Source organism: Arthrobacter sp. QXT-31 (genome assembly GCF_001969265.1).
In the GTDB taxonomy this organism is placed as follows: domain Bacteria; phylum Actinomycetota; class Actinomycetes; order Actinomycetales; family Micrococcaceae; genus Arthrobacter.
Genome location: NZ_CP019304.1, coordinates 4074519 through 4097696, shown reverse-complemented (window position 1 = coordinate 4097696; position 23178 = coordinate 4074519). Strand labels below are relative to the sequence as shown.

The 23178-nt window shown below is 67.4% G+C and carries 25 protein-coding genes; 6 read left to right on the top strand and 19 right to left on the bottom strand.

Annotated features, from left to right (window positions below):
* Positions 1–185 precede the first annotated feature (185 nt).
* Positions 186–1229, bottom strand: a complete 1044-nt coding sequence (locus BWQ92_RS18630) for an exonuclease domain-containing protein (protein WP_076802047.1) — start codon at positions 1227–1229, stop codon at positions 186–188.
* A gap of 68 nt (positions 1230–1297) precedes the next feature.
* Between BWQ92_RS18630 and BWQ92_RS18625 the strand changes: the two genes are divergently transcribed.
* A complete protein-coding gene (locus tag BWQ92_RS18625; protein ID WP_076802043.1) occupies positions 1298–2071 on the top strand; it encodes a DedA family protein in 774 nt (257 codons plus the stop codon).
* A 94-nt stretch (positions 2072–2165) separates the two neighbouring features.
* Here BWQ92_RS18625 and rdgB read toward each other — a convergent pair whose 3' ends face one another.
* From rdgB to clpS, 6 genes are all read right to left on the bottom strand, one after another.
* The gene (rdgB, locus tag BWQ92_RS18620) at positions 2166–2837 is read right to left on the bottom strand and encodes an RdgB/HAM1 family non-canonical purine NTP pyrophosphatase (protein ID WP_236783001.1); all 672 of its coding nucleotides are present in this window, start codon (positions 2835–2837) and stop codon (positions 2166–2168) included.
* A complete protein-coding gene (gene rph / locus BWQ92_RS18615) occupies positions 2834–3592 on the bottom strand; it encodes a ribonuclease PH (protein ID WP_076802039.1) in 759 nt (252 codons plus the stop codon). Before rph ends, rdgB begins: the two co-directional genes overlap by 4 nt.
* Positions 3593–3710: 118 nt before the next feature.
* Complete coding sequence (locus BWQ92_RS18610; RefSeq protein ID WP_076802036.1) at positions 3711–4508, bottom strand: MBL fold metallo-hydrolase; 798 nt, start codon at positions 4506–4508, stop codon at positions 3711–3713.
* The gene (gene murI / locus BWQ92_RS18605) at positions 4505–5530 is read right to left on the bottom strand and encodes a glutamate racemase (RefSeq protein ID WP_377956569.1); all 1026 of its coding nucleotides are present in this window, start codon (positions 5528–5530) and stop codon (positions 4505–4507) included. The genes BWQ92_RS18610 and murI overlap by 4 nt, the downstream gene beginning before the upstream one ends.
* Positions 5531–5657: 127 nt before the next feature.
* Positions 5658–6224, bottom strand: coding sequence for a DUF2017 domain-containing protein (locus BWQ92_RS18600; RefSeq protein ID WP_076802028.1), 567 nt, complete (start codon positions 6222–6224; stop codon positions 5658–5660).
* Positions 6217–6597: an ATP-dependent Clp protease adapter ClpS gene (clpS, locus tag BWQ92_RS18595; protein ID WP_076802025.1), complete on the bottom strand. Its 381-nt coding sequence runs from the start codon at positions 6595–6597 to the stop codon at positions 6217–6219. Before clpS ends, BWQ92_RS18600 begins: the two co-directional genes overlap by 8 nt.
* Positions 6598–6869: 272 nt before the next feature.
* Here clpS and BWQ92_RS18590 point away from each other — a divergent pair, with 272 nt between their 5' ends.
* Together BWQ92_RS18590 and BWQ92_RS18585 are read left to right on the top strand one after the other, a co-directional pair.
* Positions 6870–8198, top strand: coding sequence for a nicotinate phosphoribosyltransferase (locus BWQ92_RS18590; protein ID WP_076802021.1), 1329 nt, complete (start codon positions 6870–6872; stop codon positions 8196–8198).
* Positions 8199–8217: 19 nt separating this feature from the next.
* The gene (locus BWQ92_RS18585; RefSeq protein WP_076802018.1) at positions 8218–8865 is read left to right on the top strand and encodes an isochorismatase family protein; all 648 of its coding nucleotides are present in this window, start codon (positions 8218–8220) and stop codon (positions 8863–8865) included.
* Between the two features lie 44 nt (positions 8866–8909).
* Here the strand turns inward: BWQ92_RS18585 and BWQ92_RS18580 are convergent, their stop codons facing one another.
* The 8 genes from BWQ92_RS18580 to BWQ92_RS18545 all read right to left on the bottom strand — a co-directional run bounded on the left by BWQ92_RS18580 (position 8910) and on the right by BWQ92_RS18545 (position 18266).
* Complete coding sequence (locus tag BWQ92_RS18580) at positions 8910–10685, bottom strand: DEAD/DEAH box helicase (RefSeq protein WP_076802014.1); 1776 nt, start codon at positions 10683–10685, stop codon at positions 8910–8912.
* A complete protein-coding gene (locus BWQ92_RS18575; RefSeq protein ID WP_076802012.1) occupies positions 10685–11026 on the bottom strand; it encodes a DUF3039 domain-containing protein in 342 nt (113 codons plus the stop codon). Before BWQ92_RS18575 ends, BWQ92_RS18580 begins: the two co-directional genes overlap by 1 nt.
* 51 nt (positions 11027–11077) lie before the next feature.
* Positions 11078–11860: a glucosamine-6-phosphate deaminase gene (gene nagB / locus BWQ92_RS18570; RefSeq protein ID WP_076802010.1), complete on the bottom strand. Its 783-nt coding sequence runs from the start codon at positions 11858–11860 to the stop codon at positions 11078–11080.
* 80 nt (positions 11861–11940) lie between these two features.
* A complete protein-coding gene (locus BWQ92_RS18565) occupies positions 11941–13512 on the bottom strand; it encodes a transporter (RefSeq protein ID WP_076802008.1) in 1572 nt (523 codons plus the stop codon).
* Positions 13494–14258 carry an ABC transporter ATP-binding protein gene (locus tag BWQ92_RS18560; protein ID WP_076802006.1) on the bottom strand — a complete coding sequence of 255 codons (765 nt, stop codon included), beginning with the start codon at positions 14256–14258 and terminating at the stop codon, positions 13494–13496. The genes BWQ92_RS18565 and BWQ92_RS18560 overlap by 19 nt, the downstream gene beginning before the upstream one ends.
* 76 nt (positions 14259–14334) lie before the next feature.
* Positions 14335–15438, bottom strand: a complete 1104-nt coding sequence (locus BWQ92_RS18555) for an NADH:flavin oxidoreductase/NADH oxidase (RefSeq protein WP_076802004.1) — start codon at positions 15436–15438, stop codon at positions 14335–14337.
* Positions 15438–16421, bottom strand: a complete 984-nt coding sequence (locus BWQ92_RS18550; protein ID WP_076802002.1) for a tetratricopeptide repeat protein — start codon at positions 16419–16421, stop codon at positions 15438–15440. The genes BWQ92_RS18555 and BWQ92_RS18550 overlap by 1 nt, the downstream gene beginning before the upstream one ends.
* 81 nt (positions 16422–16502) lie before the next feature.
* Positions 16503–18266, bottom strand: coding sequence for a hypothetical protein (locus BWQ92_RS18545; protein ID WP_076801999.1), 1764 nt, complete (start codon positions 18264–18266; stop codon positions 16503–16505).
* A 191-nt stretch (positions 18267–18457) separates the two neighbouring features.
* Here BWQ92_RS18545 and BWQ92_RS18540 point away from each other — a divergent pair, with 191 nt between their 5' ends.
* Entirely contained in the window at positions 18458–19831 is a 1374-nt protein-coding gene (locus BWQ92_RS18540) for an AI-2E family transporter (protein WP_076801997.1), read from the top strand.
* A gap of 40 nt (positions 19832–19871) precedes the next feature.
* On the opposite strand, the gene BWQ92_RS18535 is transcribed toward BWQ92_RS18540, so the two are convergent.
* Together BWQ92_RS18535 and BWQ92_RS18530 are read right to left on the bottom strand one after the other, a co-directional pair.
* Positions 19872–20672, bottom strand: a complete 801-nt coding sequence (locus tag BWQ92_RS18535) for an alpha/beta hydrolase (protein WP_076801995.1) — start codon at positions 20670–20672, stop codon at positions 19872–19874.
* Between the two features lie 51 nt (positions 20673–20723).
* Positions 20724–21080, bottom strand: a complete 357-nt coding sequence (locus tag BWQ92_RS18530; protein WP_076801992.1) for an ATP/GTP-binding protein — start codon at positions 21078–21080, stop codon at positions 20724–20726.
* Positions 21081–21161: 81 nt separating this feature from the next.
* On the opposite strand from BWQ92_RS18530, the gene nucS reads away from it, so the two are divergent.
* Both nucS and BWQ92_RS18520 read left to right on the top strand, forming a co-directional pair.
* Entirely contained in the window at positions 21162–21857 is a 696-nt protein-coding gene (gene nucS, locus BWQ92_RS18525; RefSeq protein WP_076801990.1) for an endonuclease NucS, read from the top strand.
* A 296-nt stretch (positions 21858–22153) separates the two neighbouring features.
* The gene (locus BWQ92_RS18520; RefSeq protein WP_056738186.1) at positions 22154–22357 is read left to right on the top strand and encodes a cold-shock protein; all 204 of its coding nucleotides are present in this window, start codon (positions 22154–22156) and stop codon (positions 22355–22357) included.
* Positions 22358–22450: 93 nt separating this feature from the next.
* Here the strand turns inward: BWQ92_RS18520 and BWQ92_RS18515 are convergent, their stop codons facing one another.
* Both BWQ92_RS18515 and BWQ92_RS18510 read right to left on the bottom strand, forming a co-directional pair.
* Positions 22451–22882 (bottom strand): DUF2550 domain-containing protein, encoded by a 432-nt coding sequence (locus tag BWQ92_RS18515; protein WP_076801988.1) that lies wholly within the window; start codon positions 22880–22882, stop codon positions 22451–22453.
* A 10-nt stretch (positions 22883–22892) separates the two neighbouring features.
* A complete protein-coding gene (locus tag BWQ92_RS18510) occupies positions 22893–23177 on the bottom strand; it encodes a F0F1 ATP synthase subunit epsilon (RefSeq protein ID WP_076801985.1) in 285 nt (94 codons plus the stop codon).
* Position 23178 lies beyond the last annotated feature (1 nt).

Sequence of the window (23178 nt, the reverse complement as noted above, 5' to 3'; positions counted from 1 at the left end):
ACGCGAGGACGCGTTTGGGAAAAACCTGCAGGACGTGAGGAAGGGTTTAGGCCCTGCCTACCCGTTCGCCGTCTGCCGTTGGGGTTTCCCGCAACGCTCCATCAGATCCTGCCGGGTTTTTCAGGACGCTCCATCACATCCTGCCGGGTTTCCCGCAAAACCGGCAGGACGTGAGGGAGGGTCGTTCAGCAGGCGGCAGGATCTGCGGCAGCGTTCGCCAGGTGCACCGGTGCCCCGCCCACCATCTGGCCGCCCACCATCTGCAGGAACTCCCCTTCGGAAATCACCTCGATGGCCTGGCCGCGGTCGTGCAGCTCCAGGACGCGTTTGGCCTTGCCGGTGAGCCTGCCGGACCGCAGGTCGCCGGCCACGAAGCCGTCCCCCACCACCAGGACGCTGGTCCGGGCCGTGACCCGGCTCTCCGGACGCGCCCCCAGTTCGGCGGAGCGCGTCTTCGCTTCGGGACGCGGCATCGCGAGCTGGCCGGTGAACACCACGGTCTGTCCGAACAGCGGATTCCCGGGCTCGGCGTCGGGATTCGGCTCGGGGTTGGGCCCTTCCTCGGGCCACCCGCTGCGGAAGGGCCGGGCAACACTGGTGCCGCCCGCGGCGGCGAGCGCCGAGACGGTCGCCTTGGAAAGCTCGCCGGTCGCCGGGTCGAACGCCGGCTGCTGGGGTATGGACAATCCCAGCGAAAGGTAGAGCTCGGCGATGCTGTTGGCCCGGTTACGCCCCGCGATGTCGATGAGGACGCCGGCGCACGCCCGGGCATCCTCGGCCGCATCGTGGTGGTTCACGAGCGGCACGCCCGCCTCCTCGGCGGCAAAGGGCAGGGAATTCGAAACCAGCGAATAGCAGCGCCGGGAGAGCATCACGGTGCACACGTAGTCGTAGGCCGGGCCGGGAAGCCCCGAGACCTCAAGCCCGGAGCGGATCACCCCGAGGTCGAAGGCGGCGTTGTGCGCGGCGAGGATGTCGCCGCCAATGAATGCGCCGATCTCCGGAAACAGCTCCCCGAAGCGCGGCAGGCCGGCCACCTGTTCGGGCCGGATGCCGTGGACGCGGACGTTGTGGTAGTCGAACGTGTCGTGGTTTTCCGGAGGCCGCATGAGCCAGGAGGCCTCCTCGACGATGACGCCGCCACGGACCTTGGTGAGGCCAACGGCACACGGCGAACCGCGGAAGCCGTTGGCGGTCTCGAAGTCGATCGCCGTAAAGTCCAAACCCACGGGGACAACTGTAGCTCGGCAGGGGCGCGGAACCCGTCAAGTACCCTTGAAACGTGAACTTAAATGCATTGAGCGACTTTGCCGTGCCCGCGCTGGGTGGCGCCGGCCCCGTCCAGCCGCATCTGGCATCATTCCTGCCGGACTGGCTCAACCCCCAGGTGTTCCTGGCCGACCCGGCCCTGGCCCCGTGGGTTGTCCTGCTGGTCTGCGGGATCGTCTTCGCGGAAACCGGGCTGCTGATCGGGTTCTTCCTGCCGGGCGATTCCATGCTGTTTACGGCGGGCCTGCTCGTGGCCACGGACACGATCAAATTCAACATCTGGCTCTTCGCGGCACTGATCATCGTGTCCGCCATCATCGGCAACCAGACGGGCTATTTCATCGGTTCGAAGGCCGGCCCCGCCATCTTCAACAAGCCGGATTCCCGGCTGTTCAAGCATGAGAACGTGGACAGCGCGCACAAGTTCTTCGAAAAGCACGGCGGCAAAGCCCTGATCCTTGCACGCTTTGTTCCCATCATCCGGACGTTTGTCCCGGTCATCGTGGGCGTTGCCCAAATGGACAAGCGCAAGTTCTTCCTGTTCAACGTCATCGGCGCTCTTCTGTGGGGCGGCGGCGTGACCCTTCTCGGCTACGTGCTGGGCGACCGGGTGCCGTGGGTGCGGGAGAACCTGGACATCATCTTCATCGTCATTGTCCTGGTCTCGGTGATCCCGGTCGGCGTTGAAGTGGTGCGCGGCATGACCGCCAAGCGCGAAGCCGCAGCATTCGGGACCGATCCGGTGGAGGAGTTCATCGAGGAGCACGAGCCCGAGGCCGAGCGCAAAACAAACCTGGATTGACCGGAGATCCGGCCGGCTTCCACCGGAAACCCGGACAGCAGAAAGGCACCTCAGGAATGAGGTGCCTTTCTGCTGTTTACGGCCATTTCAGCAGCTAGCGCAGGGCCTCGACGATCGAGGGCAGCAGCGCACGGAACGCCAGCCCGCGGTGGCTGATGGCGTTTTTCTCCTCCGGGCTGAGCTCTGCGCAGCTGCGGTCCATGCCCAGCGGCTCCAGAACGGGGTCGTAGCCGAACCCGCCTTCGCCCCGCGGCTCCCGCAGCAGCGTGCCGGCAAGCTGTCCGTACTCCACCACTTCGCGTGCCCCGTCCGCGTTGGCCGACGCCGGCACGGCGAGGGCCGCGGCGCACACGAAGGCGGCGCCGCGGTGGCCGTCCGGCACGTCGGACAGCTGGGCCAGCAGCAGACGCAGGTTGGCGACGTCGTCGCCGTGGCGTCCTGCCCACCGCGCGGAAAAGATCCCCGGCGCGCCGCCGAGGACATCCACGGACAGCCCCGAGTCGTCCGCGATGGCCACCAGACCCGTGGCGTCGGCCACGGCCCGCGCCTTCAGCAGCGAATTTTCGGCGAACGTCACCCCTGTCTCGGCGACATCGGGCGCTCCGACGGCGGCCGCGTCAACCACCTGGGTGTCGACGTCGAGCCCCGGGACCTGCCCGCGCAGCAGCTCACGCAGCTCCCGCAGTTTTCCGGCGTTACGGGTGGCCAGCACCAGCCGGGGCTGGGGCGAAACGCTGTCCGCGCTCACGGGGCTGTTCTCACTCACGGCGCTTCAGCCAGGGTCTCGCGCTGGATGGCAGCCAGCTGTTCTGTTCCCAGCAGTGCCAGGTCCAGCAGCTTGTTGAGTTCCTCCCGGTCGAACGGGGCGCCCTCGGCCGTTCCCTGGACCTCCACGAACTTGCCGGAGCCGGTCACGACGACGTTCATGTCGGTCTCGGCCCGCACGTCCTCGATGTACGGCAGGTCCAGCATCGGAATGCCGTCGATGATCCCCACCGACACGGCGGCGATGGTGTCCACCAGGGGCTGGGCGTTGCGGGCGATCATCTTGTTCTCGCGGGCGAAGCGGATGGCCTCGGCGAGCGCCACGTAGGCGCCGGTGATGGCTGCCGTCCGGGTACCGCCGTCGGCCTGCAGGACATCGCAGTCCAGCACGATGGTGTTCTCCCCCAGGGCCTTGGTGTCGATGATCGACCGCAGCGAACGCCCGATGAGGCGGGAGATCTCGTGGGTGCGGCCGCCGATCTTGCCCTTGACGGACTCGCGGTCGGAGCGGGTGTTCGTGGCCCGCGGGAGCATCGCGTATTCGGCGGTCACCCAGCCACGGCCTTCGCCCTTGAGCCAGCGCGGAACACCTTCGGTGAGGGAAGCGGTGCACAGGACCCGGGTGTTGCCGAACTCGATGAGGGCCGATCCCTCGGCCTGCTTGGACCAACCGCGGGTGATGCTGATTGGCCGGAGCTGGTCCGGGGTGCGGCCGTCGGCACGGATGACGGGGGCAGTGGTTGCTTCGGAAGTCATGCCTTTAGCTTATCGAGGCTACAGGCATGCCGTGTCAGGTCAGCCGGCGCCACGTCGGTCAAGTGCCCAGTCCGGCAGGTGCCCAGTCCGGCAATTGCCAGATCAGACAGCTGCCACATCAGACGTTGTAGTGCACGCCCGCAACGGCCACGGCCACGTCACCGGCGAAGGCGGGACGCGCCTCGGCCATGACCTTGGTCTGCGAGGTCCATACCGGAATATGGGTGAGCAGCAGGCGGCGCGCGCCGGCGGCGGTGGCTGCCTCCCCGGCCCGCTTGCCGGTCAGGTGGACGTCCTTGATGCCGTCGTCGCGGCCTTCCTCGAAGGCGGCTTCGCAGAGGAAGAGGTCGGCGTCCTTGGCCGCCTCCTCCAGCCCGCGGCAGGAATCGGTGTCACCCGAATAGGTGAGCACGCGGGTCGCGGTGCCGCCGGCCGGATCCGGCTCGGTGACCTCCACGCGGAGGGCATAGGCCTCCTCCACCGGGTGGTTCACGGCGAAGGGCGTCACGGTGAAAGGGCCCACCGTGACGGACTGGCGTTCGGTCCAGTTGGTGAAGTCGAACTCCTCGTGCATCCCCGGGTCCAGGTCCAGCCCGTAGGCAGTGGCCATCCTGTCGGCGGTGGCGGCAGGCCCCCAGACGGGGATCCTCCCCCGGTCCCAGCCGCCCGGTTTCCAGCGCACGGCAACGTGCAGCCCGCACAGGTCCATGCAGTGGTCGGGGTGCAGGTGCGTGAGGAAGATCGCGTCGATGTCCTCGAGGTCGGTGTAGCGCTGGATGGCGCCCAGGGCCCCGCTGCCGAGGTCCATGACCACCTTCCACACCCGTTCGCCGTCGTTGGCGGTCAGCAGGTAGCAGGAGGCGGGTGATCCGGGGCCTGGAAACGAGCCAGTGCAGCCGACGATGGTGAGCTTCACAGGAAGGACCCCCCGGAGGCTGCACCGCTGGCAGAGGCCTGGCCGACGAAGTTGGAGATGCGCGGGCGCGCTGCCGCCTCCCGGGCTGCGGCGATCATTTCGGGGGTGATCCGTGCCAGGCTCCCCGTGGGGTACTGTGCCGCGACGTGGTCCACGTGCTTGACGCTGAGCACCTCCGGCCCGAGGAACCTGCGGGCCAGCGCCTCGAACTGGCCCGGATCGCCGGTTGCGATGAAGCTGTGCTCCGGCGCAGCGGCTTCGGTGCGTTCTAGGCCGTTGCTCGCCAGCGCCCGGTAGACGTCCTTGGCTGTTTCCTCGGCGCTGGAGACCAGGGTGACGTCCTCGCCCATGACGTAGGAGATCACACCGGTCAGGAGCGGATAGTGCGTGCAGCCGAGCACCACGGTGTCCACGCCGGCTGCCTTCAGCGGCTCCAGGTACTCACGGGCTACGTCGAGCAGTTCCGGGCCCGTGGTGATGCCGGCCTCCACGTACGGCACGAACGCCGGGCAGGCCACCGAGGTGATCTGCAGGTCGGGTGCGGCGGCGAACGTGTCCTCGTAGGCCCGGGAACCCACGGTGGCCGAGGTGCCGATCACGCCGACGCGGCCGGTGCGGGTGGCCGCAACGGCCCGGCGGACGGCGGGCTGGATCACTTCGATGACGGGGATGCCGTAGCGCGCGGTGTACCGCTCACGGGCGTCACGGAGCACGGCGGCCGACGCCGAGTTGCAGGCGATGGTCAGCAGCTTGACGCCGGAGTCCACAAGTTCGTCCATGACGCCGAGGGCGTTGGCCCGAACCTCCGCGATGGGCAGCGGCCCGTACGGGCCGTGGGCGGTATCGCCCACATAGAGGATGGATTCGTTGGGCAGCTGGTCGATGATTGACCGTGCCACGGTGAGGCCGCCGACCCCGGAGTCGAAGACGCCGATCGGCAGCGATCCCACATTTATGCCGTCGGCCGTTGCGGATTCCGCTGCAGCTCCCGCTGCCGGATCCATGCTCGATGCTGAAGTCATGATTATTTGAGGATAGGTCTTCCCGTGAGGTGCGGCCATCACTTGTGGCGAGCGACTCATGTCGAATTTGTCACACTTGACGCGTCGGAAACCGCTCAGCGCCGGGACCGCGGACCGCGGAAACCGCTCAGGGCCGCGCGTCCAGCGACTGCAGCATTGCCTGCACGAGCGACTCCTGCAGCCAGGTAGTGAAGTTGTAGACCAGGGCAAGGTAGCTTTCCACGTCCTCGGCCTGGGACCAGTCCTGCATCTGGTGGACGTGGTCGGCGTCCGCCTCGTCCCGGATGTCGAGGCGTTCGGCAAGCACCAGCCGAACGTCGTTGAGGGCTGTGGACCAGTGCCGGGCATCAGCGGGAGTCAGGACCAGTTCGTCCTTGTCCAGGCCAAGCGCGGCGGCGCGCAGCGCGCCGATCTTGCTTTCCCGCAGCGAGCGTTCGGTGAGCTGGCGGAACTCAAGCGAGGCGGCGGCGTCGTCCTTCACGGCGTTGGGCAACAGCCGGCGGAGGGCGCGGTCGGCCGGTTCCCGGACCTCCAGGTCCAGCCCGATCATCGCGGCGAGCGGGTCCTCGGAGCCGCGGTCCGCCGGCTCCAGCATGGAGATGACATCGGCGAACAGGCTGCGCAGCAGTTCCCGCTCGGCCGGTTCCAGGAAACCGGAGATGCCCTTGAGTCCGTATTTGAAAGCCTTAGCCACGTTTTCCCTTGCCCTTGCCCGGACCGCCGCTTTTGCCGCCCCCGCTGTCTCCGCCGGTGGCCTTCTCCACGGTGGCCCACAGGCCGAACCCGTGCATCGCGACCGCGTGCTGCTCCACCTGTTCCTTGCTGCCGTGAGCAACGATGGACCGGCCCTTCCTGTGGACCTCGAGCATCAGCTTGTTGGCTTTGGTTTCCGAGTATCCGAAATAACTCTGGAAGACGTAGCTGACATAGCTCATCAGATTGACGGGGTCGTTCCAGATGACAAGGTTCCAAGGGACGTCCGGGGCGGTCAGGGAGTCGGTGGACACCGCCGTACCGGTCTGGATGCTCTCCTGGGTGTCAGGGCCGAGCGCAACGCTTAAGGTCATCTGTCCATTCTAGGGCGACGGCGGGCACACGCCGGCGAGGGGCCCGCGGCGAAGCGAAGCGAGACGTGGGAGCCGGTGGATGGGGCCACGCCGGCGAGGGCCCCGCGGCGAAGCGAAGCGAGACGTGGGAGCCGGTGGATGGGGCCACGCCGGCGAGGGCCCCGCGGCGAAGCGAAGCGAGACGTGGGAGCCGGTGGATGGGGCCACGCCGGCGAGGGGCCCGCGGCGAAGCGAAGCGAGACGTGGGAGCCGGTGGGGACTAGAGTGATTTTGTGAGTACCTCCGCTGGCTGGGAGCAGCCCCGCACGTCCCTGTTCACCGACCATTACGAGCTGACCATGCTGCAAGGGGCCCTCCATTCCGGCGCCGCGCACCGCAAGGCCGTGTTCGAAGCGTTCGCGCGCAGGCTGCCCGACGGGCGCCGCTACGGGATTGTGGGTGGCACGGGCAGGCTGCTGGAAGGCATCATGGCGTTCCGGTTCGGCGCCGAGGAGCTCGAATTCCTGGCGCGCACCGGCGTGGTTAACCAGGAGACCTTGGACTACCTGGCCGACTTCCGGTTCACTGGCGACGTCTGGGGCTACGCCGAGGGCGAGGCGTACTTCCCCAACTCCCCCATCCTGATTGTCGAATCGACGTTCGCCGAGGCGTGCATCCTGGAGACGTACGTCCTGTCCGTCCTCAACCACGACAGCGCCATCGCCTCCGCGGCCTCGCGCATGGTGATGGCCGCCGGCCAGCGGCCCTGCATCGAGATGGGATCCCGCCGCACGCAGGAGGAATCGGCCACGTCCGCCGCCCGGGCCGCCGTCATCGCCGGATTCGACAGCACCTCAAACCTTGAGGCCGGCCTGCGGTACGGCCTCAAAACGGTGGGCACCGCCGCCCACTCCTTCACGCTCCTCCATGACACCGAACGGGACGCCTTTGAGGCGCAGGTCGCCTCCCTGGGGGCCGGCACCTCGCTGCTCGTGGACACGTACGACGTCGAAACGGCCGTCCGTACGGCCGTGGACATCGCCGGGGACAAGTTGGGCGCCGTCCGGCTTGACTCCGGCGACCTCGTGGAACAGGCGCAGTGGGTCCGGCAGCTGCTGGACGACCTCGGCAACCACCACACGCGCATCACGGTGACCTCGGACCTGGACGAATACGCGATCGCCGCACTGCAGTCCGCCCCCGTCGACTCGTACGGTGTGGGCACGTCGCTCGTGACCGGCTCCGGGGCGCCCACGGCCAGCATGGTCTACAAGCTGGTCAGCCGGACCAACGACGCCGGCGAGTTCGTATCGGTGGCCAAGGCCGCCAAGAACAAGACAAGCAAGGGCGGGCGGAAGTACGCCCTGCGCCGGCTCAACGACCACGGGACGGCCACCCAGGAGCTCATCGGCGTGGGACACCGGCCGGCGGACGACGGCAACGACCGCACGCTGCTGCAGCAGTTCATCAAGAACGGCGAGCTCCTGCCCGGCTGGACCGGCCACGAGGGCGTCCTGCGCGCCCGGCAGCGCCATGCTGATTCCATGGCCGAACTGCCGGCCGTAGTTCACCGCCTGCACCGCGGCGAGCCGGCGATCCCGACGATCTATGAGGAAAACTGAAGGAAACAGAGGAGAACTGATGGCACGGGCACTCATCATCGTCGACGTCCAGAACGACTTCTGCGAGGGCGGCGCGCTGCCCGTGGAAGGCGGGGCTGCCGTGGCCGGGGCCATCAGCGAGTACGTCGAGAACCACCACGGCCAGTTCGACCACATCGTGGCCACGCAGGACTGGCACATCGACCCCGGCACCCATTTCTCGGAGGCCCCGGACTTCAAGGACAGCTGGCCGCCGCACTGCGTCGCGGGCACCAAGGGTGCCGAGCTGCACCCGGAGCTCGACACCGAACACATCCAGGCGTACTTCCACAAGGGTCTCTATGCCGCGGCCTACTCCGGCTTCGAGGGCCTGCTGGCACCCGAGGACGCCGTTCCCACCGGGGAGCGCCAGCCGGGTTCCCTGCCGGGTTCGATGTCCGCTGCCGCTGAACCCGGCTACGCCCCCGAAGAAGACGCCATCGGCCTGGACGACTGGCTGCAGAGCCACGATGTGGAGGACATCGTGGTGGTGGGACTGGCCACCGACCACTGCGTCATGGCGACATCACTGGATGCCGTGCAGGCCGGTTACTCCGTCACCGTGATCAAGCGCCTGACGGCGGGCATCGCCGATGACCTCGACGACACCTACGCCGAAATGGAACTGGGCGGCGTCGACCTCGAGTAGTCACGCCGCCCGGGTTATTTCCGTCCGGGCTATTTCCGTCCCGGTTATTTCCGCCCGATGAACCAGTCCTGAAGCTTCTTCAGCCGGGACTGGAGCTGCTCCTCGTTGGCCTGGGCCACCGGAGGCCCGCCGCAGACGGTCCGCAGCTTGGTGTGCACCACGCCGTGCGGGGTGCCCGTTCGTGCCGACCAAGCTGCCACATTCTTGGCCAGCTCGTTGCGCAGGTCCATCAGCAGCCGGTGGTCGGGTACCGCGGCAGCGGGCGCGGCTGCGGGACTCTGCCGTTTCTTCCGGCCCTGCTGCTCGTGCTGGCGCTGGCGCAGCAGCAGGCCCACCTGCTCGGCGTCCAGCAGGCCCGGGATGCCGAGGAAGTCGAGTTCATCCTCGGAGCCGATGTCGCCCCCGGTGCCGAACTCGCCGCCGTCGAACAGCACGCGGTCAAAGGATGCCTGCGAGTCCAGCGCCTCAAACTTGCCCTTGGTCAGGCTGTCCGAAGCCTTTTCCTCGCGGTTGGCCTCGTCCATGAGGGACTCTTCGAGGTCCATCAGGCCGTCCGGGTCGTCATTCTGCGGCCGGTCCAGGGCATGGTCGCGTTCGGCTTCCATACTGTTGGCCAGCGCCATCAGCGGGGGCACGGACGGCAGGAAGACCGAGGCCGTCTCGCCCCGCTTCCGGGAGCGCACAAAGCGCCCTACCGCCTGGGCGAAGAACAGCGGCGTGGAGGTGGACGTGGCGTAGACGCCGACCGAAAGGCGCGGCACGTCCACGCCTTCGGAAACCATGCGCACGGCAACCATCCAGCGCTTGTCGCCTGCGCTGAACTCCTCGATCTTGCTGGAGGCCTTCGCGTCATCGGACAGAATGACCGTGGGCGACTCGCCCGTAATCTTCTTGAGCTGGCCGGCGTACGCCCGGGCATCTTCGTGGTCGGTGGCGATCACCAGGCCACCGGCGTCGGGAACGGAACGCCGGACCTCGCTCAGCCGCTTGTCCGCTCCTGCCAGCACGGCCGGGATCCACTCCCCTGCAGGATTCAGGGCGGTCCGCCATGCCTGCGACGTGATGTCCTTGGTGACAGCGGCCTCACCAAGGGAGGCCGCCATCTCGTCGCCCGCGCTGGTGCGCCACCGCATCTGCCCGGAGTACGCCATGAAGATGACGGGACGCACCACATGGTCACGCAACGCATTGCCGTAGCCGTAGGTGTAGTCCGCCTTGGAGCGGCGGATGCCCTCTCGGTCCTCGATGTACTCCACGAAGGGAATCGGCGAAGTGTCCGAACGGAAGGGCGTGCCGGTGAGGGACAGCCGCCTGACGGCGGGGTCGAAGGCCTCGCGGAGACCGTCGCCCCACGACAGCGCCTCGCCGCCGTGGTGGATTTCGTCAAGAATCACCAGGGTGCGGGCGGCCTCGGTCTTGGCCCGGTGCAGCAGGGGCTTGCTGGCCACCTGCGCATACGTCACGGCCACGCCGATGAACCCGCGGCCGTGCTGGCCGTCCGAATTCTTGAAGTTCGGGTCGATGGCGATGCCAACACGCGCCGCAGCATCGGCCCACTGCCGCTTCAGGTGGTCGGTGGGTGCCACGATGGTCACGCGGTTCACCGTGCCGGCCTCGATAAGCATGGAGGCCACCCTGAGTGCAAAGGTGGTCTTGCCGGCGCCGGGGGTGGCCACGGCCATGAAGTCGCGAGGACCTTTACTGAAGTAAAGGTCCAGGGCTTCCTGCTGCCAGGCACGGAGCTTCGGGGCGGTTCCCCAGGCTGCACGTTCCGGATAAGCCGGGGGCAGGGTGGGTCCGCCGAAGAGTGTCTCCGTCACTACTTGTTGTTGCCTGAGTCTCCGCCGGACCCGTTGCCGCCGTCGTTGCCCGGGCGGAGGCCGTCGTAGACCTCTTTGCACATCGGGCAGATCGGGAACTTCTGCGGATCCCGGCCGGGGGTCCAGACCTTGCCGCACAGCGCGATGACCGGTTCGCCCGTCATGGCGGACTCCATGATCTTTTCCTTGCGCACGTAGTGTGCAAAGCGCTCACGGTCGCCGGGCTCCACTTCCTGGCGCAGTTCCTCGCGCTCAATGGTTGCGGTGGACGATCCGGCGCCGGAAAGCTCACGCATGGGGTCGTTGTCGAGAGGATCCGTCATGCTACTCATGGCATCCATCTTAGCCGTTCCGCACGCGCGCCTGCGGGAGGACCCGGGCGCACGTTCCGGTCACAGCCCCTGCCACGCAGGTTTGTGGTCGTAGGTGTGCCGGTAGTAGTCGGCAAGTTTCAGTGACGATGCCGCGGCCTCATCCACCACGATGGAGGCATGCGGGTGCAGCTGCAGCACCGAGGCAGGACAGATCGCGGCCAGGGGCCCCTCCACCAGGTCATGGACGGCCTGTGCCTTCTGGGCTCCCGTGGCCAGCAGGATGGCGTGCCGGGACTCGAGGATCGTGCCCAGCCCCTGGGTCACCACGTGGTGCGGCACTTCATCGAGACTGCGGAAGAAGCGGGCGTTGTCGCGACGTGTCTGCTCAATAAGCGACTTGATGCGGGTGCGGGAGGCCAGGGACGACCCCGGCTCGTTGAACCCGATATGCCCGTCGGTGCCGAGCCCCAGCAGCTGCAGGTCGATCCCGCCGCGCTCCCTGATCCGGTCCTCGTAGGCACGGCACGCTGCCGGAAGGTCGGCGGCGCCTCCGTCCGGCCCGAAGACGTTGTCCGGGCCGATGTTGACCCGGTTGGCGAACTCGCGGCGGATCACCTCCCGGTAGGACTCGGGATGGCCGGGCGCCAGCCCGACGTACTCATCGAGGGTGAATCCAGAAGCCCGGCTGAAGTCCAGGCCGGCCTGTTCATGGCGCCGGGCGAGTTCGTCATACACCGGCAGCGGCGATGATCCGGTGGCCAGCCCCAGGACTGCGTCGGGTTTGCTGCGCAGCAGGCTTTCCACGGCGTCCGCCACGAGGGAGGCTATCTGCCTCCCGCCCTGAAGAATGACGACCTCCATGGCCAGGCCTTTCTCTCAGCTGTCCTGCTAGTCAACCACGGCTGGCCGCCGCCCGTCAGTGGCATTCTGCGGTTGTGAGCTCACCGGTTGACCGTCACCTGGGCGAGGAGCTCCGGCCCGCGGGCATCGAGCCAGCGCCCGCCCACCACGACGCCCGTGGTGAACAGTGCGGCGCCGAGGACAGGGCCGACCGCAAGGTTGATCCAGCCAAAGAGCGGGTCCCCGGTGAGCAGCTGGGCAAGGACCAGTCCGGCCTCCGGGAGGACCAGCACCAGCAGGACCGCCATCCCGCCAAACTGCACGGCCAGCGTCTGTCCCACGTTGCCAGGGGGCTTCTTGAAGGGGCTGTCGCCGGGAAGCGGCACCGCAATGGTGTAGCGGGCGGACACCACGGATGACAGGCCCAGGCCGGTCAGCAGCACTCCCACGGACATTCCCACGGTGGCCGGCCACCACGTCCAGTCCCCCGTGATGAAGAACGGCACGATGGCGAGGACCAGCACGGCGGGCAGTGCGAAGGCCAGGCAGGCCAGCGCGCGTCCCAGCCGGTCATGGACACCCCGCACGCCGGCAGCCAGGTGCAGGGCAAACGCGGTGTTGTCATAGGACACATCGCCTGAAATGGACCACGCCAGGAGGAACGCCGTGAGCGGCCCGGTGATCATCAGAACGCCATAATCGTTGGTCTGGCTGCCCTGGAAAGCCAGCACAACCGGCAGCAGCGGAATCACCACCAGCGAACCTGAATACCGTGGATCACGGAACCAGTAGGTCAGGGCGCGCGCCGTGACAGCACCGGCCGGCGTCGCAGGCAGCAGGGTGAAAAGACCCAGCCGCCCGCCCTTCCGGCGGCTGCTTCCGCTGTAGGGAGGCGTCACCAGGGCCCGTTCCAGCAGCAGCTTCCAGCACCAGGCCAGCCCGGCCAGGGCGGCTGCGGCAATAAGCAGTTTGAGCCCCGCCGCGCCTGCCTGTCCGGCTCCGAGATCCCCGCCCAGTGACCATGCTGCCCCCAGGGGCGTCCAGGAAATCCTGCCGGCCAGCTCCGAAAGGAAGGCCCCGGAACCCGCCATGCCCTGGAAGACGGCGGCGATGATGGGGCCCAGGAGAACCAGCGGAACCATGAAGGCGATCCCGCTGACGTCCTTGAAGCGCCGTGAGGCCGCCAGGCTCGAGGTGGCGGTGGTGACCACGCGGGCAAACACGACGCAGGTGAGCACGCCCAGGACAGCGCCCACCAAGGCGCCCGCCGCGGGCAGCACGCCCCGGGACCACGTGACGACGGTGGCCAGGGCGACGAGCAGCGTGGCCAGCCCCGGCAGGCCGATGAGGCCGCCGAGTGCGAGTCCCGCCAGAAGCTGCGGCATGGGCACTGCGGACGTGGTGAAGCGGGCAGGGTCCAGGGTCATGTCCACGGCCGAGGCTATGACCGGCACAATCCCCCAGCCGAGCACGGCCGCCGAGCCGCCGAGCACCACCACGGTCTGGGCAAGAACGGGGTCCTCCTGCCGGAGCAGGACCAGCAGCACCACACACATGCCGACGATGAACAGCGCGTAGAGTCCGCCGAACGCCAGGCCAACCAGCTGCCACGGGCTCCGGCGCAGGCCGTTCCGGAGCAGCGTGAGCTTCAGCCTCAGAAGGTGCGCAACCATTCGAGCCCCTCCGTCCGGCTCCTGCCGCCCACCAGCTGCACGAACCGTTCCTCCAGGGTTGCCCCGGCCCGCACCTGCTCAACGGTTCCGGCAGCCAGGATCCGGCCGGCGGCAACCACGGCAACGTGGTCGCACATGCGCTGGACGAGGTCCATCACGTGGCTGGAAACGATCACGGTACCGCCGGTGGCAACGTACCTGTCCAAGATGTCCCTGATGTTGGCGGCTGAGACAGGATCCACCGACTCGAAGGGCTCATCCAGCACGAGCACTTTCGGAGCGTGGATCAGAGCGGAGGCCAGCGCGATCTTCTTTGTCATGCCGGCCGAGTAATCCACCACCAGGGTGCCAGCGTCCTGGCTGAGGTCCAAAGCTGCCAGCAGCTCCCCCACCCGTGAAGCCACCACATCCCTGCTCATGCCCCGGAGCAGTCCGGCGTAGGTGACCAGCTGCTCACCGCTGAGCCGGTCGAAGAGCCGCACCCCGTCGGGCAGGATGCCCATCAGCTTCTTGGCTTCCAGCGGCTGCGCCCAGACGTCCACCCCGTGGACCACCGCCGTTCCGAAGTCCGGGCGGAGAAGGCCCGTGGCCATGGACAGGGTGGTGGTCTTTCCGGCGCCGTTGGGTCCGACGATGCCGAAGAACGATCCGGCGGGGACGTCGAGGTTGATGCCGTCCACAGCGATTTTGCTGCCGAAGCGTTTTGCAAGCCCCCTGATCGAGAGGGCCACTAAGGGAGTGCTCATGCACTCACCCTAGCCGCGGGCCGTCCCCACGGGGATCCTCCGGAAGGAGTAAAACCTCAGAGGGGAAAGAGCACGGCTAAAAAACGCGGCGCGGCACGGCCCGTTCGTACTGCGGCGCCCAGCGCAGGTCGTGGCCGAGCTCAAAGGCTGCCCGGAGCCACCAGTGCGGATCCCGCAGTGCGGCACGGGCTATGAAGACGCCGTCCGCCTGGCCGGTGGCCACCACATGCTCCGCCTGCCCGGGCGACGTCAGCAGCCCGACAGTGCCGGTGGGGACCCCCGTTTCGCGCCGGATCCGGGCCGCGAACTCCGTCTGATACCCCGGCCCCGGCTGGATCCGCTGGTGCGCCACCGCTCCGCCGCTGGACACGTCCACGAGGTCTGCCCCGTGCTCCGCGGCCTGGGCAGCCAGCCGGACCGAATCCTCAATGCCGATCCCGCCTTCGGCCCAGTCGGTGGCGGAGATCCGCAGCAGCAGGGGCATGGAGTCGGGGATGACGTTGCGCACAGCGTCGATGACGGCCAGGGTCAGCCGGTTCCGTCCGTCCGCGCCGCCGCCCCAGGCGTCCGTGCGGTCGTTGATCAGCGGGCTTTGGAACTGGTGTAGGAGGTATCCGTGGGCACCGTGCAGCTCGATGGTGTCGAAGCCGATGTCAACGGCGCGGGCAGCCGCGGCGGCAAAATCGGCAATGACGCGCTGGATGTCATCCCCGGTCATGGCGGCGGGTGACGCATAGCCGTCGAAGGCCTGGGTGCCCGGCCCCACAGTCTCCCACCCGCCGTCGGACGCCGGGACCGATCCGCTCCGCCCGGAGAACGGCCAGTACGTGGACGCTTTGCGTCCGGCATGGGCGAGCTGGGCGCCGATCTTCGTGCCGGCCGTACCGTGGCGGTGCACGAAGCGGACGATCCGCTCCCAGGCCGCCGCCTGCTCATCGTTGTAGAGTCCCGCGTCACGCGGGCTGATGCGCCCCTCGGCGTTGACTGCCGCGGCCTCGGTCAGGATGAGGGCTGCTCCCCCGGCGGCGAACGAACCCAGGTGCATGAGGTGCCAGTCGTTCGGCACACCGGGGGCCCCGTCAGGCTCGCAGCTGTACTGGCACATCGGCGAAACCCAGCCCCGGTGCTGCAGCTCAAGGGACCGCAGCGTCAGGGGCTGGAACAGCGCGGGGACCGCCACTAAAAGAGCACCCGGGCCAGCGCCTGGCGGGCCTTGCCCGCCCGTTCGTCCGTGGTCCCCACAACTTCGAACAGCTCCAGCAGGCGCACCCGGGCGGTCTCGCGTTCGGGTCCGAAGTTCCTGCCGATGAACGCCACGACGCGGTTCAGGGCATCCTCCACGTGGCCGCCTGCGAGATCCAGGTCGGCAACGCCCAGCTGGGCTGTGAGGTTGTCGGGTTCATCAGCGGCAAGCTGGCGCAGGGCCTCGCCCTCGGGACCGGACAGGCTCTGCAGGCGTTCCATCAGTTCCACCTGCGCCAGGCCTGCCTTGGCCTCCGCATCGGCCGGCATCTCGGCGAGCGCCTGCCGGTACGCGGCTGCGGCAGCGGCGTAGTCACCGGCTTCGATGGCGTCGAAGGCCTTCTGGTGCAGGGGCGGCAGAGGTGCAGGGGCAGGTTCCTCGGACGTGCCCGTGCCGCCGCCGACGTTGCCTGTCACTCCGTTCGCGGCCGCAACCGTCAGCAGCTCGTCCAGCAGCGGGCGGATCTGCTGCTCGTCGGCGCCGCCCTGGAAGAGGGGAACCGGCTGGCCCTTGAGCACGGCCACCGCGGTGGGAACGGCCTGCACCTGGAAGGCCTGGGCCAGCTGTGGGAATGCTTCAATGTCCGCAGCAGCGAGAACCAGCCGTCCGCCGTAGCTCTGGATGATCCGCTCCAGGACGTTCAGGAGGCCGCTGGATTCGGGCGAATAGGCGGCCCACAGGGTAAACACCACGGGCACCTGGGCGGACAGCTCCACCAGGCTCTGGAAATTTGCCTCCGTGACGTCCACCCGGAGGGCCGGCCCGCCCTCGGACTGTTGCACCGGCGGGGCACCCGCCGCGGCGGCGTTATTCGGCGCCGGCGGCGCCGGCCGCTGCTTGAGGGAGGAGAGATCGACGGCGCCGCGAAGGTTTAGCTGGCTCGCGGCCGAAGGGACAGGACGGGAAGCTGGCGAACTCATAGCTCCCACTCTAGCCACAAGAGCGGCCGCGGTAGCACCGCGGCCGCTCCAGTGACGGCAGGTTTACGGAAAAGCCGTTGCCTACTTGAAGCTGGCGTCAACCAGACCACGCGTGGCGGCCACGAGCTTCATCGGATCCTTCGAGTCGGCCGGCGGCACGTACACGGCCACGGATTCTGCGAACTTCAGCACCATGCCGGTGGTGGTCTCCTTGCCGCCGGCGAGGACGGCAGCATCGTTGCCGATGGACAGCTTGTCGCCGTCCGCCTTGGGCGTGCCGTCGAAGTTGAAGTTCAGGTGGCCCAGGACCAGGGCCCCGCCGTCCTCGGTCCGGAACACGACAGTGCTCTTCGGGTCAACCTTGTGCGAGAAAGTGAACTTGCCGTCGACGCCGTCCTTCACGATGTCAGCCTGGTAGGACAGCGTGTCGGCGATGTACGGGGAGGACTCCCCTTCCACCAGCTTGCTCTTGAAGGTCGAGCTGGACTTGGTGAGGCGGTCCGCCAGACCGGCGAGCGCTTCCTGTCCGCTGTAGAGAAGGCCGGACTTGTCACCCGCGGCAAGCGACTCGGTGCCGCCGCGGACGATGGCCGGGAAGGTGGTGCCCGGCTGCAGCGGCGACGTGCCCACGAGCTTGTAGTTCTCCCGCGGGGATTCCTGCACGAGCGTGAGCAGCTGCGGCACCACGTTGCCTTCACCCTGCGTGACGGCCAGGACGGAGCGCGGCCATTCGCGCTTGTCTGTGACAACGGTGGTCAGGAGCTTGGTGGACCGCACGGGCATGCGGGCGTCGTACGACGCCACCCGCGACCTGATCTTGTAGTTCTGCGTGCGCACTTCCAGCTCGGTGCCGGCAACGCGGGCGGCAAGCTTCTTGGCATCCTTGGCGGCGTCGCCGGCGTCGGTGGCGCTGGCCACCTGTTCCAGGATGCGGCGGAACTGGGCGTCCAGGACCACCGGAGTGCCGCTGGCCTTGGCAGCGTCCGACGCGCCCGTCGTCGGGGTCGTCGTCGTGGAAGCCGGGGCAGAGGACGTGCTGGCCTGGGCGGCAGCTGCGGTGCCGGCCAGGACGGCGGCGGTGGTGGCCGCAACCACCACGCTGAGCCGCGCCGAGGAGGACCGGTCGCCGGCCTTGGCTGCTGCCTTGGCGCGGGCACGCCGCGCGAACGGGCTGCCCTGGTTGTCGCCGCCGTTGCCGGCGGATCCGTTGCCGGAGGATTCGCCGTCGCGCGGCGCCCCCGCCTTGGGCTTGAGCACCAGCAGTGCACCGCCGGCGAGGATCAGGAGCCCGCCGAGGACCATGAGCGGCACGGCCCACGGGGTGGAGGTGTCATTGGGGAACGTCATGGAAATGGACGACGGCGCGGGCTTCTTTCCGTCCGCGGCGAGCAGCAGGGACCACTCGCCGTCGGCCGGGGCGGACCACGTGTAGTCCAGCTCGCCGCTGGCCTTCTCGGTGCTGACCCAGAGGTCGGAGCCGGCCGGCGACGGCGCGCTGGCTTCGCCGCCGGTGTGCTCTACCTGCAGCGACCTCTTGTCCTCGGACAGCCCGGTAACCGTATTGTGGGCGGTCTTGCCCACCCAGGCGTCAACGTCGTCCGGGCGTCCTGCCGCGAGCAGGAAGCTGCCCTCTCCCTCGACCTTGATGCTGACGGTTCCGCCCTCGAGGGTGCGCAGCTTCTGGTCAATAACGGTCAGGGGCGCGGCTTCACCGGCGGAAGCCGTTGCCGTCACCGTCTCGGCGGGCGCCCAGAAGGTCTTCTGCCCGATGCCGGCCAGCAGTGTCAGGAGGCCGAGCAGCACAAGTGCAACTGCAGTCTTGAAACGCAAAGGAATACCTATCATCAGCGGGGGGTTTGCCTTCAATAGTAACCGTTTTGTTACCAATAGGCCTGATCGGGGGTTTCCGGGGCCGGCTGCCGCTACGGTTAAACCCCGACCGGCCCGCTATTCACAAGGCTGCTGATAGTGTTTGCGATGATCATCACACCGGCGCGCAGCCGCGGCGCCACGGACGGTAAGGGCATCAAAAAGCAGTGACTCACAACACGGATCCGTCCAAGCGCGGCCCCGAAGATCTGCCAGACGCCGACTCCTCCCGGAGCCTGCCCGAGCCCTCTGAAACCGCAGCACAGGACGCTGCCGCGGAGAGCGCGGCAGGACACGGCGGCGCTCCACACCCCTCGGCGCCGCAGAAGCCGGCAAAGACGAAGCGCCGTCCGGCTGCCCTGGGCGCCGTGCTGAGGCGGCTGCGCCAGCCTATCCCGGGTGCCCAGCCCAGGTTGCGGTTCGAGTTTCCGCCGGAACACCCCGAAACCGTCGAGGCAGAGGAAACCGGGGACACCGAGCGTTTTGGCCCGCCCGGGCCCCGCATCTCCACCCAGCACCCGCTGTACCTCGGATTCATGGGCACCGTGGGGGTGGGGCTGGCGCTGCTGGTCTACTGGATCGGATCCCACACCACCCAACTGCTGCTCTGGATCGTCGCTGCACTGTTCATTGCCCTCGGCCTGGACCCGGTGGTGCGCTGGCTGGAGGGCCGGAAGATACCCAGGCCCGCCGGCATCCTGGTGTCCGTATCGGTGCTGATCATCGCGGTTGTCGGCTTCTTTGCCACCCTCATCCCCACGATCGTGGAACAGGTGACCGAGCTGGTGAAGCAGGCCCCCGTGTGGGTGCGGGACTTCATCAACTCGGATTTCTTCCGCACCCTCGACAACCAGTTCGGCGTCCGGGACCGGATCATGGAGGAGCTCGACAAGTTCGTCAAGAACCCTGAGGCCATGAGCGGCATCTTCGGCGGCGTCCTCGGCTTCGGGTCAACGGTGGCCAACGGTCTCTTCGGCGCACTGATCGTGCTGGTGCTCAGCCTGTATTTCCTCGCCGCACTGCCTGCGATGAAGAGATGGGGCTACCGGCTCGCACCGCGGTCCCGCCGGCAGCGCGTCGAGGCGCTCTCCGAGGAGATCACCCGCTCGGTGGGCAACTACGTCATCGGGCAGGCCGTGGTCGCCCTCCTGAATGCCACCTTTGCCTTCATCGTCATGTCCATCATCGGCGTGCCCTTCGCCGTGCTGCTGGCCTTCATCGTGGCGCTGCTGGCCTTCATTCCGCTGGTCGGCGGGCTGATCGCCGGCGTCCTGGTCATCCTGATCACGCTGACGCTGGGCTGGCAGTCCGCCCTGGCCTACGCCATCTGCTACTTCGCCTACCTCCAGTTCGAGGCGTACTTCATCTCGCCGCGCATCATGCAGAAGGCGGTGGCTGTTCCCGGCGCCGTCGCCGTAATCTCGGTGATCGCGGGCGGCAGCCTGCTCGGCGTCCTGGGGGCGCTCATTGCCATCCCGACGGCGGCCGCCATCCTGCTGCTCATCAAGGAGATTTACATCGTCCGGCAGGACAAGCATTAGACACAGTCGGGCATTAGTCCCAGCCAGGCATTAGGCAGGTTCACACCGCCGCGGTGGCCACCGGACCTTCCCATTCCTGCGGCAGGCCCGCGGTGCCGGAGCCGGCGCGCGTGACGTCGTCGACAATCTCGTTCAGCACCCGCGCGGCCTGCTTCTCCCCCACCCACAGGTGCTTGGCGCCGTCGACCCCCACCACCCTGGCCTGGGGCACCAGGCTGAACCGGGATTCCGCAGCGGCGGGCCGCAGGTAGTCGTCGTGCTCGGGCACCAGGACCGTCAGCGGCTTGCCGGACGCAGCCCAGAGCTTGAGGTGCTCGTCGGTGGCGCGGTGCAGCGGCGGGGACAGCAGTACGGCGCCCTCCACCTGTGAGGCCACCGGTTCCACGGCGCCGTACATGAGCGCGAGTTCGGTGCCGAAGGACCAGCCCACGAGCCAGCGGTTGGGCAGCTGCCGCTCGACGGCGAAGCGCACGGCCGCCTCCACGTCGTACCGTTCGCCGATGCCTTCCTCAAACGTTCCGTCGCTGGTTCCGCGCGGCGAGGAGGTGCCCCGGGTGTTGAAGCGCAGCACGGCCACCCCGGCCAGCGCCGGCAGACGGTAGGAGGCCTTGCGGTACACGTGGGAATCCATGAAGCCGCCGTGCGTGGGCAGCGGGTGCAGGGTGATCAGCGTGGCGGTGACCGGACCCGATTCAGGCAGCGCCAGCTCGCCAACCAGCGTGTGGCCGTCCTCGGTGCGGATTTCGATGTTCTCCCGCCGGGCCGGGAGCACCGTTGAGGCACGGATGGCGGTGGATCCTGATGGCTGGCTGAACACGTACGACGCCGGGTCAAAAGTCATGCGCACCAGCTTATCTTCCGGCCGGGTTGCGTCCGGACACCGGCCGCTTGGTTACCGGTACCGGAAGTTCCGGGACGTCCAGCAGTTGGTGTGCCAGTGGCGCCGCTCGGCCAGTCCCGCGGCTGCCCCAAACATATGGTCGTCGGCCCAGACCACCAGATGGGCGATGCCGGGCAGGACAGCGGTGGAGCAGCCCGGGCAGATATACGTCTTCTCGGCGTTGCGGGCCGTCATGGTCCGCACCATCCACTCCCCGTCCGGTGCGCTTTCCCTGCGGGCAATGCCCGCCCGCGCCCGTTCCAGGTCAAGTTCCGGTGCGGGACCTGCGCCGTGCTTCCGGCCGCCCGGGGCACTTCCGGCCGCGCCGCGGCCCGTCTTGGCACGGCGGGGACGGTTGGAGCGGGGCATGCCTCCATTCTGCCCTAGCCGGTACCCCGTGCCGTCCAGCGTGACACTGTGCTACCTGCGGGAGAAGGTATGGTGTAGGGCGTGCGTCTCGTCATAGCCCGTTGCTCCGTTGATTATGTTGGCCGGCTCAAAGCCCATCTCCCCCTCGCCACCCGGCTCCTGCTGGTGAAGGCCGACGGATCGGTGCTGGTGCACTCCGACGGCGGCTCCTACAAGCCCCTGAACTGGATGAGCCCTCCCGCCGTACTCCGCGTCACCTCGCCGGAGGACGCCGAGGTCGAGGTGGGCGTCGTCGAACAGTGGACGGTGCAGTCGGCCAAAACGGACGACAGGCTCATCATCAACATCCACGAACAGCTCCACGACAGCTCCCACGAGCTGGGACAGGACCCCGGCCTGATCAAGGACGGCGTGGAAGCCGATCTGCAGCGGCTCCTCGCCGACCAGATCGAAACCCTCGGGGAAGGGTTCTCGCTGATCCGGCGGGAGTACTTCACGGCCATCGGGCCCGTGGACATCCTTGCCCGGGACGCCGACGGCGCCACGGTCGCCATCGAGCTGAAGCGGCGCGGGGACATCGACGGCGTGGAACAGCTGACACGCTACCTTGAGCTGCTGAACCGGGATCCGCTGCTGGCGCCGGTGCGGGGCATCTTCGCCGCCCAGCAGATCAAGCCGCAGGCCCGTGTGCTCGCCACGGACCGCGGCATCGACTGCGTGACCCTCGATTACGACGCAATGCGCGGCGTTGACGACATTGAATCCCGCCTTTTCTGATCTCTGTTTCTGTCCGCCCGGGCGGCTGGCCAAGCGGTGATCACACGTTTACTCCGGATTTGCCCAAAATTTGCCGGAATTCGCGTTTTGACCGTTGACCAGACCGTTTGCCCGTGAAATTCTTGTATCAGTCTTTGTGTAGGTGTTTTTCATGCTCGCAAGACATGTTGCGAGCGCGAAGCTCCTGCAACGCAATTCCGGTTATCCGGAGTGCAGGCCAGGATTCTTCTCGCGGAGTAACCAAGACCAGTACGAGGTGTGCTGGCCTTAAAAAGTTCCATACTGAGGAGAAATAAATGGCACAGGGAACCGTCAAGTGGTTCAACGCTGAAAAGGGCTTCGGCTTCATCACCCCGGATGACTCCGAGGGCGATGTCTTCGTTCACTACTCCGAGATCCAGACCGGCGGCTTCAAGACCCTCGACGAGAACCAGCGTGTTCAGTTCGAAATCGGCCAGGGCGCCAAGGGCCCGCAGGCTACGGGCGTCACCGTCGTCTAATTTGCCTTAAACGAAATGATCCTCGGCATTCGTGCCGGGGATCATTTTTTGTCACTAATATTTTCAAATGTTGCAACATTTAGGTGAAACACCTCAGCGCCAGGTTCCCACGCCGATTACCGGGCCCGCCTCAAGCCACGATGACAGCCCCGTGTAGGCGTCGAACTTCATCGCCAGGAAGACGTCTTCCCCCTCGTACCGAAGCTCCACGATCACGACGTCGGGCTGCACCTTGACCAGCTCCGCCTCGGTAGGCTGGCGCCGGCCCAGCAGCTCCAGGGAACTCCGTTTGAAACGGTGCCGCGGCCGCACGCTCAGGGACAGGAGCTTGAACCACTCAAGCTCATTGTCCTGATAACGACAAACCCCCATCCGCCAGCTCTTTCCAGCTGTACGAATGGAGGCGTCCACCGTGCCCAGGGCGCGCCGCAGGTTGAAGCGGCGCACCCCAAACAGGCACAGCGTAAAAATCAGCACCGCGAACACGGTTGCTATGGCGATGAACGGAAAAGAAGTAACGTCCATCAGGGTTGTGCTATCGGATCCCCGCAGTGGCCGCGTCACCCATGTGGGCGTTGTCAGCAACGATTACCACCCGGTTGTTGTCGACGGAAAAGAATCCGCCGTCAACATCTACAGCAATGCGGTCGCCGGAGACCGGCTCGATTGCCAGCTGACCCTCGGCCAAAATCGCCAGCACGGGCGAGTGGCCGGGCAGGATTCCGATCTCACCATCGCTGGTGCGGGCCTTGACCATCTTGGCCGCCCCGGACCACACGAAGTGGTCCGCTGCGACAATCTCAACCTCAAGCTCAGCCATA